Here is a 13,705-nt window from a genome sequence, read left to right on the forward strand (position 1 = left end):
GCACAATACAGTTTAAATCTGTAATAAATTTAATATCTGAATCTATATAAAAAATAAGCTAACCTGAAATTTGTTAAGTGAAAAATTTACAATTATAGGGTTGTATTTTTCTTAGCGTACGAAATATCATTTTTGCGAACGCTACCTCTTTATTATATTAATAAGTTCCATCAAGTTATCGGTTTTACACATTTGTAGGTGTTACCCATTTATAACTTGGCATAGAATATTTAAAAAGTTTTTCAGAGAATTTGCTTATTCCACCTTTTCGGGGGGATGGGCAAAAACACCCAGATTGGTCTCCAAACATAAAGCAAATTTTAAGGTATCCATACAAGTTAGCTTTACTATAAAATAGTCTATTAGTTTTTCATATAATTGACTTTTTATACTTATATTTTTATATATGAAATCAAGTAACCGATCAGCTATATTAATTTCTTTTATCTTATTTTTTAATATTTTTTCGCTTAGTAATTCATTTTGAACCATATTAGCTACAGCATTAACTATGCTTTCTCTGTTTTTAGATATTATAGTAGTATGAGTCGCAATTATAGGTATTTTTCCTACCAAAAATGGTTCTTTAAATAATGCAGTTATAGCAAACCAGTCAGCAATAGCGCCAACGAGTGCTGATTCAATGATAAAACTTAACATTTCAATATACTCATTACTTCCAAAATTTATCTTAATAAGATTAATTATTATAACTAATGATATTAAACAGGCAACTGATAGATCTGCAATTTTTTTATTTTTCATAATATTTAAACTCCTATACTGTACTTGATAATATATATTACAATACCAATTATACCACCCACAAGTGATCCATTAATTCGTATAAGTTGTAAGTCATTCCCAGCACTTGATTCTATTAAGTCAATTAGCATTGTATCTGTATATTTACTAAGATTTTCTTTTACTATCTTTCCAACATTTTTATGTTTATCCTCTATTAATTTATATAATATATCTTTTAGGAATAAGTCAACTTTCTTCTGAGTATCAGAATTATCTTCTAAATCATTTATCCAATTATCTATGATAATAAAAGGTTTATTATATAAATCTTCATTTTGAAGTATTTTATTACTTGTGTTTTCAAAAATAATATTAATGTATTCTCTAAGTTTAACGTTCTTTAAGAGTTTTAATTTCCAGTTTTTAATTTTCAACTTGTAAGTACTATTGTTTTTAAAATCATCTAACTTATCATAAATCCACTTATTAAGTAGTAATCTATTCTCATTATCAGTTTCTTTCATATTACCGAGGAAATATTTGATTTTTTCTTGAATACCAATTGCTAAACTATTATTGCCCTTAAATTTATCAATGAATTTTTTTCGTTTGCTTTCGCCTTCATATGAAGAACGTGCATTAATTATAAAATTAATAAGTATATCCTTAAAATTGTCATTTTGAGAATAGAGTATTATTTCATCTAGGATAAAATAATAAATTTTATCCTTATATTCAGTTTCTAAACAAACTTCAATAATTGAACTAATTAATTTATGTAAATCGGTCTTTTTCAAAAGGTTAATAGTTAGACTAGATGCAATGTCTAAAAGCTCATCTTTATTTGTTTTTTTAACATTATCTTCTATCATTAATCTTAGTATATTTTTTATACCTTCGATTTCATCATTATCTTTTACTAATTCAATAACGAGTTTTGAAGTATCATATTTACTAATTAATTTTATTAATGTATCCTTAGATAATAATTCATCACTTACCATATTAGATAGACCATCGAAAATATTTTGTTTATTCTTTGGAATAGTTTTTTTTAGTAATTTGTTTATACCCCACCAATCAGCAAATCCACCAATCATAGAAGCACAACTCCCACTATAAATAAGGCCGCCTATAAAAGTTATATGAAATGGATAGCTAAGGAGAGAGATGCTAGAGGCTAAGATTAAAATTAATGTTGCTTTATAACGATTCACTTTGAAACCTACTTTCTTTATATAATTTGTATTTAAAATGATTGATTATATTCAAATTGGATTTATTATTATTAAATATTAATGTATATAATTTAGAATACCACCCTTAAAGAAAAAGGACAATTACTTGTTAGTAAGAACTTCAAGATGAATACTATTTTAAAAATGTCAACATATAGTACAATAGTATGTTAATATCATTTATATAATAAAATATAAATTATAAAGGGGGAAAATTATGATTCCGTACACATTATTAATTATAGCAGGTATAGTAATTGTAGTACTAATTTTAATTATTTATGGCATAGGGGCTACAAGCATAGGATCAGATGAAGTAGGTATTGTTGAAAAATGGTGGAGCTCAGGTGGATCAGTGCCAGCTGATGGTCTTATAGCACTTAAAGGAGAAGCAGGTTACCAACCAGAAGTATTAAGGGCTGGTGTTCACTTCAAAACACCTTTTAAATATAAAGTTAAAAAGGTAAGGCTTGTAACTATACCACAAGGACAAATAGCTTACGTGTTTTCAAGGTCTGGGGAAGATTTAGGGGAGGGCCAAACTTTAGGTAAGGTTATACCACAAAGTAAGTCATTTCAAGACGTTGTAGCATTTTTGAATAATGGAGGACAAAAGGGACCACAGAGGCAAATTCTTCGTGAGGGTACTTACGCATTTAATTTGGCTCAATTTATTATAATTACAAAGGATAGAGTACACTCAATATATACCTCAAAAGATGAAACAGCTCAAATAGAAACAATGAGAAGCGATTTAGTTAAGGATAGTGGATTTAATCCGGTAATTATATCAAGTTCAAAGGTTTCTGAGCAATATAGTCAGCGGGATGATGGTAGTGAAATAGACGCTGTTTATAAAAAAATAGGTAATAAGTCAGTCAGTCATGATACGATAGGTATTGTAACTATTAATGAGGGGCCAACGCCTGATAATGGAGCGATTATAGCACCTATTGTTGGTGATGGTATAGAAAATGAGTTCTATCACAATAATTTTCAAGAACCAGAGAAATTTTTAGCTGCAGATGGTAGAAAAGGTAAGCAGATGCAAGTTCTTACTGATGGAGTTTATTTTATTAATAGAATGTTTGCAACTGTTGATATAGTACCTAAAAGTATAATAGATATTGGTTATGTAGGGGTTGTTGTAAGTTATTTTGGTGATAAAGGCGAAGATGTTTCAGGAACGGGTTACTCTCATGGAGAACTGGTAGAGCAAGGTAAAAAGGGTATTTGGAGAGATTCTATGATGCCAGGAAAGTATGCATTTAATACTTACGCTGGTAAAGTTGTTCCAGTGCCTACTACTAATGTAATACTTAAATGGATTAGTGGTCAAAGTGGAGTACACAAGTTGGATGATAATTTAAAAGAAATTAGTCTAATTACTAAAGATGCTTTTGAGCCTAATTTACCACTAACCGTAGTATTTAATATTGATTATAGAAAGGCATCATCAGTTATACAAAGGTTTGGGGATATTAAAATGCTTATAGAACAATCTCTCGATCCAATGGTAGCTGGTTACTTTAAGAATATCGGACAAACAAAAACTCTTATAGAACTAGTTCAAGATAGGAGTCAGATTCAACAACAGGCAGCAGATGAAATGAAAACTAAGTTTAAACTATATGATTTAGAGCTACAAGAAGTACTAATTGGAACACCAGCTGCGTCTGCTAGTGATACAAGAATCGAAAAAATCCTTGCACAGTTAAGAGATAGACAAGTAGCTATGGAAGAAATTAAGACGAATGAAGCTAAACAAAAATCTGCTGAAAAACAAAGAGAGTTAAATGAGGCAGAAGCAAAAGCAATGGCTCAATCAGCTCTTACACAATCAAGTATTGATATAGAAGTTGCTGATAATAAGGGTAAATCTGAGTTAAGACTCGCAGAGCAGTTAGCGCTTAAAACTCAAAAACTTGCAGAAGCTGACAAATACAAGAGAACTCAAGAAGCGGATGCTGAAAGGTATACAAGAGAAGCACAAGCTGCAGCCCAGGCGAAGACTATTGAACTTACCGCTGAGGCTAATGCGAAGCAGGTAGAACTTCAAGCAAAAGCAGAATCATTTAAACTTGAAACAGTTGGAAAGGCAACAGCATTAAATATTAAAGCAGTTGCAGATGCTACAGCTGAGCAAGAAACAAAGGTAGGAATTGCAAAGGGAGCTGCAGCTAAGGCTTTGGTCGAGGCATATGGTGGCCCAGATTTACAAGTTAGGCAAAGTGTTATGATAGCATTTGCAGAGGCGTTAAAGATAAGTAAGTCACCACTTGTACCTCAAACTATAATAATGGGTGGTGTTGATGGAAAAACACCTAATGCAATGGAAGGCATAATGAGTATGGTACTTGCAAATATGGCAAGCGGAAAAGGATCTATAATCCAAAAAAATATTGAGAATATTGATGTTAAAGATGTAAAAAAACCATAGGGAAAATAGTATAAAAATAAAAAAATCCAGTAGAATAATTAAATTATTCTACTGGATTTTTCTTTTAAGAAATTTTTTCTTCTTCTTTTCTATCTCTTTTAGTTTTTCTTTCATTAATTCTATACCAGGCTTCTGCATTTTTGATTCCTAATTTTTTAGGATCAAATATAAATGTTTTTTCGTTTCTTCCCATTTTAAGTTGGTTTTCGTAGTCTTTCAAAACCTTAATACCAATATTCCCAAGTATTAATATGGCAATAACATTAAGCCATGCCATAGAACCAACAGCAATATCACCAAGTGCCCAAGCGATTTCTGCTGTTTTAATGGATCCATAGAAAGTAGAAGCGAGTATCCCAACTCGTAGAACATTAATAAATACCTTGCTATATTTAGAATCTTTTACTAAATAAGTTAGGTTTGTTTCTGCTATGTAATAGTATGCCATAAGTGTTGTAATAGCAAAGAAGAACAATGCAATAGCAACGAAAGGACCTCCAAACTTTCCAATTACCGTACCAATCGCCAATTGGGTATAACCAGGTCCTATAGCTACTTTTGGAATATTTGCTATTATAAATCCACCAGCGGGGTTTATAACATTGTAGCTACCTGTTGATAAAATCATGAATGCAGTTGCAGAACATACAAATAACGTATCAAAATAGACTGCAAAAGCTTGGACTAAGCCTTGTATAGCAGGGTGGGATACTTCTGCAGCAGCAGATGATTGTGGCCCAGTTCCTTGGCCAGCTTCATTTGAGTAGATTCCTCTTTTGACTCCCCATTGAATTGAATATCCAAGGATACCTGCAAAAGCTTGTTCAGCGCCAAAGGCACTTTTAATGATTAAGGTGAACATATGTGGAAGTGCAGTAATATTTACTGCGAGTACTAATAAAGCAACCAATATATATGCAAGTGCCATAAAAGGTACTACAATTTCAGCAACTTTCCCAAGTCGTTTTGTGCCTCCGAATACAATAACAGCAAGTAAAACAGCTATTACGATGCCTGTTATATTTGTTTGAACACCAAAGGCATTCTTTACACTAGCTGCGATACTATTTGACTGGACTCCGGGAGCAAAAAATCCTAAGCCGATTACAGTTACAGCCGCAAATATAATTGCGTACCATTTTTTGCCCATAGCCTTCTCTATGTAGTAGGCTGGCCCACCACGATATTCTCCATCAACGTCCTCTTTATAAACTTGTCCAAGAGTACATTCTATAAAGGAAGAACCTGCACCAAGAAATGAAATAGCCCACATCCAAAAAATAGCACCTGGACCGCCCATAGCTATAGCTGTTGCAACACCTGCTATATTACCCGTACCAACACGTCCAGCAACTGACATTGCGAAGGCTTGAAAGGAAGATACACCGTGACTAGAGTCTCCACCACTAAATAAGTATTTTACCATGTGTTTAAGATGCCTTATTTGAAGAAAACGAGTTCTAAAAGAAAAATAGATACCTGTACCCAGACATAGATATATGAGGGCATTACTCCAAATAAGATCGCTAACTGTATTAATAATACTTTCCATAAATTCCTCCTACTTTTTATAATATGGTATATAAAAAATATATTTCCTTATAATAACACAAAATTCGAAATACTGCAATTTATGATAATAAAATTATGCAAAAAAAAGAAATGAATACTTTTAAAAATAGAAGTTAAGTTAGAAAAATATAAAAAATATAAAAAATATAAATAAAAAAAGATATATAATGTTGATAATAAATGGTTTTAGCGAAATGTAGAGTATAGTTATCACAATGATAGTAACGCTTTAATGCAAGAATATCATATTGTGATAATGCAAGAAACATATAATAACAAGTCAAAATAATAGTGATAAGGTTATTAATATTTTTCTGAATGATATTTGTTCAGGGAAATGAATAAATATTTGGTGATGTATTTCAATAATGATAAAAGGATTGTTTCATCATATTAACAGGTATAATAAATGAATTATAGCTTTATATATGATCTTGTTAAATAGTTGTATTGGTTTCTATTTGTTTTGGTATGATTATCAAATTCTTCATTAATATTTTGTTGATTAAATTGAATTATAAATTTGTAAACCTTACGTAAAGCTACTTTTTTATATGTTATGGTATTTTTTTTATACATTTTTATATATTGCAAATAAGATTCATATTGACTAGAGCTCTCTTTACTTAATATAGAAAATTTTTGCGTATTTTTTGAAAAATACCAATTAATATATTGCTCCACATCTTTGATATATGCATCAATTGTAAATTTTCTTTTGTATTTTACTTTTAAAAAACATTCAAAGTAATAAACAATTACACAACAATCAGATTTGTTTGGAAAGGAGTCTTTCTCAATTGCATTTAAAATTTCTGTAAAATTATACTTAGCAAACATTGAATATACTTCACCTCTCTTTTTATATTTGTTCTTTCTTATTATAATTATTAAATTAGTGACTAGAAAAGAGTGTATAGAATGTGAAAAAGTACTATAGCATATATATAACGACGTATATATAATAACATATATATATACGTCGTTATATGTTATTATATATATAATAACATAATCTAATTATATGCTTTATAGAATTTGAAATATAAATAATAATTGTTTTTATCTAGCAATGGGGGCAGAAAAATGGAATCAAAAAACAAACACAATACCTATAATTCTTTATTCAACTGGCGTAGTCTTAGATTAAAGCTCGTGTTTGAAGGAATAGGGGTAGGTATTATTACAGGTTTATTAGTCGTATTGTATCGTTATACACTTGAAAAAGCAGGAATTTTTGTAACTTATGTTTACAAAACTATATCTATAACCCCAGTACTTATTTTACCATGGATTTGTGTGTTAATACTTATAGGATATATTGTAGGACTAATGGTTAAACATGAACCGATGATTACTGGAAGTGGAATCCCTCAAGTGGAAGGAGTTTTACTTAGAAAACTTGATATGACTTGGTGGAGAGTTATAATTGGTAAATTTTTTGGAGGAGTTCTTTCAATCGGATCAGGTCTTTCTTTAGGAAGGGAAGGCCCATCGGTTCAATTAGGTGCAGCCGTTGGTCAAGGATTTAGTAAAGTCTTTAAAAGAATAAAGATTGAAGAAAAATATCTTATGACAAGCGGAGCTAGTGCAGGACTGTCAGCTGCATTTAATGCACCACTTGCTGGAGCAATGTTTGCCTTAGAAGAGGTTCATAAAAACTTTTCACCTTTAATTTTATTGTCTGCATTATCTGCGGCATTATCAGCTGATTTTGTAGCAAGTAGCTTTTTGGGCCTAAAACCAATTTTTGTAATGAAAAATTTATCTATATTGCCACTTAAGTTTTATTTTTATTTGATTATACTAGGTGTTATTGTTGGAGTTTTAGGGGTTTTGTTTAATAAAATTCTCCTGAAAACTCAGGACATATATGTAGCTCAAACATGGCTACCTAAAGAAATGAGAATGGTAGTACCATTGTTAATTTCAGTTATACTTGGAATTCTATTACCACAAGCATTAGGTGGAGGTCACGAACTAATAACCTCGCTATTTACAGGAAATCCATCTTTAACAATTTTAGTAATTCTAGTTTTTGTAAAATTTTTATTCACTATGCTAAGTTTTGGATCGGGTGCACCAGGAGGAATCTTTCTTCCACTTCTTGCTATTGGAGCTTTAATAGGAAATGTTTACGGGATAACACTTGTACATTTTGCGCATTTTAATAGCATGTATATTAATAACTTTATAATACTTGCAATGGCAGGATATTTCACAGCTGTGGTTAGAGCACCTATAACTGGAATCATTCTACTTACTGAAATGACAGGTTCTTTTAGTCAATTGCTTTCTTTATCTGTTGTATCTATTGTTGCGTATATTGTGGCTGATATTTTGGCATCAAAACCTATATATGAATCGTTACTTGAAAAATTTCTACATAATCAAGGAGAAAAGATATCCTTTGGTAATAAGAGAAACAAGGCTATACTGGAATTTGTTGTTTGTATGGGATCAGATTTAGATGGAAAACAAATTAAAGATGTCATATGGCCATCTCATTGCTTATTAGTAACAGTTAAGCGAGGAGAACATGAGATACTTCCAAAAGGATCTACCGTTATTTTTCCCGGCGATTATTTGATTGTACTCACCAATGAGGATAGAGTCGCTAAAATGAATGATGCTATGATGATAATGACGGCAAGTTGTGAGGTATTAAAATAAGGATTTTAAGGAGAAGTTATGATGGATAAAACACTAATTTCTATAGAGGAAATAACATCAAGAGTTAAAGAATTAATTAAAAATAATGAAGGACCTTTTAGTGTAGTTACATGTGATATTGATAATCTAAATAATATTAATAAGATTCATGGAAATGATATAGGTGATGAAGTAATTAATAAAGTTATTTCTATATTTGCTAATAATTTATCTGACACAGATTTAATAAATAGAAGTGGCGATGAATTTACTTTGTTACTTGTAAAAAAAGGTGCAGAGAGAAGCTTTATGGATTTAGAAGAAATAAGAAGATATTTATCAGATAATACCTTCGATTTAAAAAATTTAACTAAAACAGAAAATATTAATATTACTCTAAGTTTTGGAGTTGCTAGTTATCCACGCGATTCGAAAAATGTTATAGATCTTCTTAGAGTTGCGGATAGTGGTCTTTTCAGAGCTAAAAAAGAGGGTAGAAATAGAATTTGTCTATCTGAGGCAGAAAGTATGGTACTAAAATCAAGTTATTTTACTAAGACACAACTTGATAGGTTATCAGAGCTATCTAAGGCAAATGATAAAACCGAAGCATTCCTTTTAAGGGAAGCATTGGATGGTTTATTTAAAAAGTATAATAAATAAATTAATGAATATAATTTGAATACTGAGTTAATATATAATGTATTCTAAAATATAAATAGCTGTTATCGGTTGGACAAATTAATCTATAGTTTGATTCCAAGAAATCTGTTTCTGGGGTGTGAAACTCTTATTTGAGTTTCACACTTTTTCTTTTTTGATTTTTATAAGACAATCTATAATATATAAAATATTAAATCAATATTAAAAATATAAAGTAATTAATGGATACTCTCATAGAGTACCATACTATTACAGTGAAAAATCCATGTTAAATATGGAAATAAATCCAGAAAAATTTGTATTTGATTCTAAAAAACATGTGGGAATAATAAATTGTATTTTGACCTAAAATAAGAAATATAAGCGGAGAGGAATGATAATATGAATTTTAAAAAAAACAATAAGATTACTAGTCCAATTATAAGCTTTTTCAAAAATGAATCTGCCAGTGGTATAATTCTGATGGTCTGTGCTGTAATTGCATTAATAGTGGCTAATTCTGGAAGTTCATCTAGCTATGATAAGTTTCTCCATAGTTACATAACTATTGGATATAAAGATTTTTCATTATCAATGTCAATTCTACATTGGATTAATGATGGATTAATGGCTATATTTTTCTTTGTAGTTGGTATGGAGATAAAAAGAGAACTAGTTGTAGGAGAACTTAAGTCTATTAATAAAACTATATTGCCAGTGGGGGCAGCTATCGGTGGAATGATAATCCCAGCTATAATCTATTCAATATTTAATTATAATCAGCCAACTAGTTTAGGTTGGGGGATTCCTATGGCAACAGATATTGCTTTTGCACTTGGAGTACTTTCTTTAGTCGGCAGCAAGCGAGCACCTAAGGGAATAATTACTTTTCTTACAGCACTCGCCATAGTTGATGATTTAGGTGCTATTATCGTAATTGCTATTTTCTACACTAACCAAATTTCACTTATTGCACTTTTGCTGTCCTTAATAGTTGTAATAACACTTATATTAATGAATAAATTTAAGGTTAAGTATGTATCGCTCTTTATATTTTTAGGTTTGATACTATGGGCAAGTCTTTTAAAATCAGGTATACATTCTACTATTGCTGGGGTACTACTTGCTATGACTATACCAGTTAAGAAAGATAAATCAGAATTTAAAAGTTCTATGTTATATAAGCTTGAGCATATGATAACACCTTGGTCTAGTTTTGTAATTATGCCTATATTTGCATTAGCAAACGCAGGCGTAGTTTTTGATTTTAGCAGTTTCTCAAAAATTTTAGTAGAACCAATTGGACTTGGAATTATTTTTGGGCTATTTTTGGGAAAACAAATAGGAATATTTGGAGCATCGTATTTACTAATACATTTTAAAATTGCCAAGCTTCCGTCGAAGGTAACTTTAAAACATATATATGGTGCAAGTTTACTTGGTGGTATTGGATTTACAATGTCATTATTTGTATCTTCATTATCTTTTCCAGGAGGGGAATTATTATCTATGGCTAAAATAAGTGTGATATCTGCATCAATAATATCAGCAATTGCAGGTGTTTTAGTTTTTAAATCTATAAAAATTCATAATTAAAAATTGTCTTATAACATTATTGTAGAAATTAATAAGCAATTGAATAGATAATAACCAGTAGGTTTACTACTGGTTATTTTAAATAAACAAAAACAACAATACAGTTTACAACGTATGGCTTAGTTTATGCTGAAAAATTAATTTTCTAAATATCTATATAATGTTGACTTGCTAATTCCGGTTTCATCTTTTATTTTAGTTAAGTTATATTTTTTACTTTGATACATGACAATAGCTCGTTTTACATTATCGTCAGGTTTTCTTGGTCGTCCTGAAGTGATTCCCTTTTGTTTTGCTTCATACAAACCTTCTTTTGTTTTTTCGCTTATGACATCGCTTTGAAATTTAACAAGGTATTTTACAATGTTAATAAAATGATAACCAAGCGTATTACTTGTGTTAATCCCTTCAGTAAGAGACTTAAAATAAGCACCTGTCGTATCAATTATTTCTAGTAGTTCAACTAAATGGAGTGTTGAGTCAGCTAATGTAAAAAAAGTTGTTACAACTATTGTATCATCTTTGTTAAGATTATTTATTATAGCTTTTAGTTGTGTTCTTTTTTTTGCTGAAGAATGTTCCTCAGAAATAATTGTTTCACAATTTGCTTCTTTGAGCTTCTTTAGTTGAATTTCGCATTTTAAATCATTTTTATATGGTCTCATATAACCAATTAACATACATGTTCTCCTAATATTTAAGGCTTTTCTTTTATTATACCATAATATTTATTTTAAAAATAGTTTTAAAATGGTACCTTTTTGGGAAGATATATGTTAAACTAATTTTAATGTGTAAAACTAGACATTTATAAAAGTTAAAGGTCAAAAATATAAATATGAGGTGTATAAAAAATTGATTGAAAAATTAAAAGCAGAATGGTTTTCAAATGTTAGAACAGATATTCTTGCTGGAATTGTTGTAGCATTAGCGTTAATTCCAGAAGCAATTGCATTTTCGATTATTGCAGGAGTTGATCCAATGGTTGGATTATATGCATCGTTTTGCATTGCAATTATTATTTCGTTTGTTGGTGGTCGTCCTGGGATGATTTCAGCAGCGACAGGTTCTATGGCATTATTAATGGTTCCACTGGTAAAAGAATATGGACTAAATTATTTGTTAGTAGCAACAATGTTAACAGGTGTTATCCAAGTGATTTTTGGTGTATGTAAAATAGCAAAAGTAATGAAGTTTATTCCAAGGGCAGTCATGATTGGATTTGTAAATGCATTAGCAATTTTAATTTTCATGGCTCAGGTACCTCATTTTATTGGAATCTCGTTTATGACATATATTTTTGTAGCGATAACACTCTCAATTCTTTATATACTTCCTAAATTTATTAAGTCTATACCGGCACCACTAATAGCTATTATTGTGTTAACAGCGGTGTCTATGGCTACAAGATTAAACTTACAAACTGTTGGGGACCTAGGTGCTATTACGAGATCATTACCTATGTTTTCTATTCCAAATGTTTCGTTTAATATTGAAACATTAAGAATTGTTTTTTCATATTCAATTGCTTTAGCCATTGTCGGTTTATTAGAGACTTTATTAACATCATCAATTATAGATGATATGACTGAAACAGAGGGAAATAAACACAAAGAGGCTAGAGGACAAGGAATTGCTAATATAATTACAGGCTTTTTTGGTGGTATGGCAGGTTGTGCAATGATTGGGCAGTCTGTAATTAATGTAAAATCAGGTGGAAGAGGTAGGCTCTCTACTTTTGTGGCAGGAGTATTCTTAATGTTTTTGATTATTGTATTAGGAAATTTCGTAGTTCAAATTCCAATGCCTGTTCTTGTAGGTATTATGATTATGGTATCCATCAGTACATTTGACTGGTCATCATTCTCATATTTAAAGAAAGCGCCTAGAAGTGATGCTATTGTAATGCTTGCAACTGTTATCATTGTAGTTGCAACAAATGATTTATCAAAAGGTGTTATTGCAGGGGTTGTATTAAGTGCACTATTTTTCGTTGCTAAAATTTCAAAGATAGAAGTAATTAAGCAAACCGAGGAGAAAAATATAATATTTAACATAAATGGGCCACTCTTCTTTGCGTCTGTTGAGGGTTTTGTGAAAGCTTTTGATTTTACTGTAAAAGATAAAAATATTATTATTGATTTTTCAAATACACATATCTGGGATGGTTCAGCCGTTGGTGCAATAGACAAAGTAATAATTAAATATTATGAGAATAATACTAAGGTCACTATTAGAGGTTTAAATTCTTCTAGCAAAAAACTAGTAGATAAATTAGCTGTATACAATAATACAATGTAATATCATAAATACATTAATATAATAGGGGTGAGTGTATGTATAATAATATATTACTAGCTGTTGATGGATCAGAAAATTCACTAAGAGCAACGCAAGAAGCTATAAACATCGCATCATTAGTCAATGAATGCATTATAGAAGTTGTGGTTGTTGTTGATTTTTCACAATCGAAGAATGATGTTCTTCATGCCCATGGAAAAGAAGAACTAGAATTGTCTAGACGTAGGAAACTCTCGTCTATTGAAGAAAAGCTAAAATTAAGTAATGTATCTTATAAAATTAAGATATTACGTGGAGATCCAGGTGAAACAATTGTAGATTATACAAATAAAGGACCATTTGATTTAGTCATTATAGGCAGTCGAGGTCTTAATATATTACAAGAGATGGTACTAGGTGGTGTTAGTCATAAAGTAGCGAAAAGAGTTCAATGTCCTGTTTTAATTGTAAAATAAAATAAATATTTTAAATAAGTAAGTTCTATAAGAGTTAAAATTAGAAATGGCTAAAAATCTCA

At 30.3% G+C, this 13,705-nt stretch carries 11 protein-coding genes and 1 other annotated feature; of the genes, 6 read left to right on the forward strand and 5 right to left on the reverse strand.

The annotated features are described in order from the left end of the window. Positions 1–255: 255 nt before the first annotated feature. Both KPL37_RS01185 and KPL37_RS01190 read right to left on the reverse strand, forming a co-directional pair. Positions 256–765: a DUF445 family protein gene (locus KPL37_RS01185; protein ID WP_216145399.1), complete on the reverse strand. Its 510-nt coding sequence runs from the start codon at positions 763–765 to the stop codon at positions 256–258. 5 nt (positions 766–770) lie between these two features. After that, entirely contained in the window at positions 771–1,847 is a 1,077-nt protein-coding gene (locus KPL37_RS01190) for a DUF445 domain-containing protein (RefSeq protein ID WP_216145400.1), read from the reverse strand. Positions 1,848–2,202: 355 nt separating this feature from the next. On the opposite strand from KPL37_RS01190, the gene KPL37_RS01195 reads away from it, so the two are divergent. Then, a complete protein-coding gene (locus tag KPL37_RS01195; protein WP_216145401.1) occupies positions 2,203–4,425 on the forward strand; it encodes an SPFH domain-containing protein in 2,223 nt (740 codons plus the stop codon). A gap of 64 nt (positions 4,426–4,489) precedes the next feature. Here the strand turns inward: KPL37_RS01195 and KPL37_RS01200 are convergent, their stop codons facing one another. Together KPL37_RS01200 and KPL37_RS01205 are read right to left on the reverse strand one after the other, a co-directional pair. Then, positions 4,490–5,977 carry an alanine/glycine:cation symporter family protein gene (locus KPL37_RS01200; RefSeq protein ID WP_216145402.1) on the reverse strand — a complete coding sequence of 496 codons (1,488 nt, stop codon included), beginning with the start codon at positions 5,975–5,977 and terminating at the stop codon, positions 4,490–4,492. A gap of 434 nt (positions 5,978–6,411) precedes the next feature. Then, on the reverse strand, positions 6,412–6,837 hold the full coding sequence (locus KPL37_RS01205; RefSeq protein ID WP_216145403.1) for a hypothetical protein: 426 nt from the start codon (positions 6,835–6,837) through the stop codon (positions 6,412–6,414). A gap of 246 nt (positions 6,838–7,083) precedes the next feature. Here KPL37_RS01205 and KPL37_RS01210 point away from each other — a divergent pair, with 246 nt between their 5' ends. The 3 genes from KPL37_RS01210 to nhaA all read left to right on the forward strand — a co-directional run bounded on the left by KPL37_RS01210 (position 7,084) and on the right by nhaA (position 10,887). Further along, positions 7,084–8,670, forward strand: coding sequence for a ClC family H(+)/Cl(-) exchange transporter (locus KPL37_RS01210; RefSeq protein ID WP_216145404.1), 1,587 nt, complete (start codon positions 7,084–7,086; stop codon positions 8,668–8,670). A gap of 21 nt (positions 8,671–8,691) precedes the next feature. After that, the gene (locus KPL37_RS01215; RefSeq protein WP_216145406.1) at positions 8,692–9,312 is read left to right on the forward strand and encodes a GGDEF domain-containing protein; all 621 of its coding nucleotides are present in this window, start codon (positions 8,692–8,694) and stop codon (positions 9,310–9,312) included. Positions 9,313–9,379: 67 nt separating this feature from the next. Beyond that, positions 9,380–9,438: a sequence feature (sodium ion sensor (DUF1646 type); this cis-regulatory element may regulate processes involved in with the transportation of sodium ions), on the forward strand. 255 nt (positions 9,439–9,693) lie between these two features. Next, a complete protein-coding gene (gene nhaA / locus KPL37_RS01220; RefSeq protein WP_216145407.1) occupies positions 9,694–10,887 on the forward strand; it encodes a Na+/H+ antiporter NhaA in 1,194 nt (397 codons plus the stop codon). A 137-nt stretch (positions 10,888–11,024) separates the two neighbouring features. Here the strand turns inward: nhaA and KPL37_RS01225 are convergent, their stop codons facing one another. Continuing rightward, positions 11,025–11,567 (reverse strand): recombinase family protein, encoded by a 543-nt coding sequence (locus tag KPL37_RS01225; protein ID WP_216145409.1) that lies wholly within the window; start codon positions 11,565–11,567, stop codon positions 11,025–11,027. 175 nt (positions 11,568–11,742) lie between these two features. On the opposite strand from KPL37_RS01225, the gene KPL37_RS01230 reads away from it, so the two are divergent. Continuing rightward, complete coding sequence (locus KPL37_RS01230; protein WP_216145411.1) at positions 11,743–13,188, forward strand: SulP family inorganic anion transporter; 1,446 nt, start codon at positions 11,743–11,745, stop codon at positions 13,186–13,188. A 35-nt stretch (positions 13,189–13,223) separates the two neighbouring features. After that, positions 13,224–13,643: a universal stress protein gene (locus tag KPL37_RS01235; protein ID WP_216145412.1), complete on the forward strand. Its 420-nt coding sequence runs from the start codon at positions 13,224–13,226 to the stop codon at positions 13,641–13,643. Positions 13,644–13,705 lie beyond the last annotated feature (62 nt).

The organism is Clostridium frigoris (genome assembly GCF_018861865.1).
In the GTDB taxonomy this organism is placed as follows: Bacteria; Bacillota; Clostridia; order Clostridiales; family Clostridiaceae; genus Clostridium_AD; species Clostridium_AD frigoris.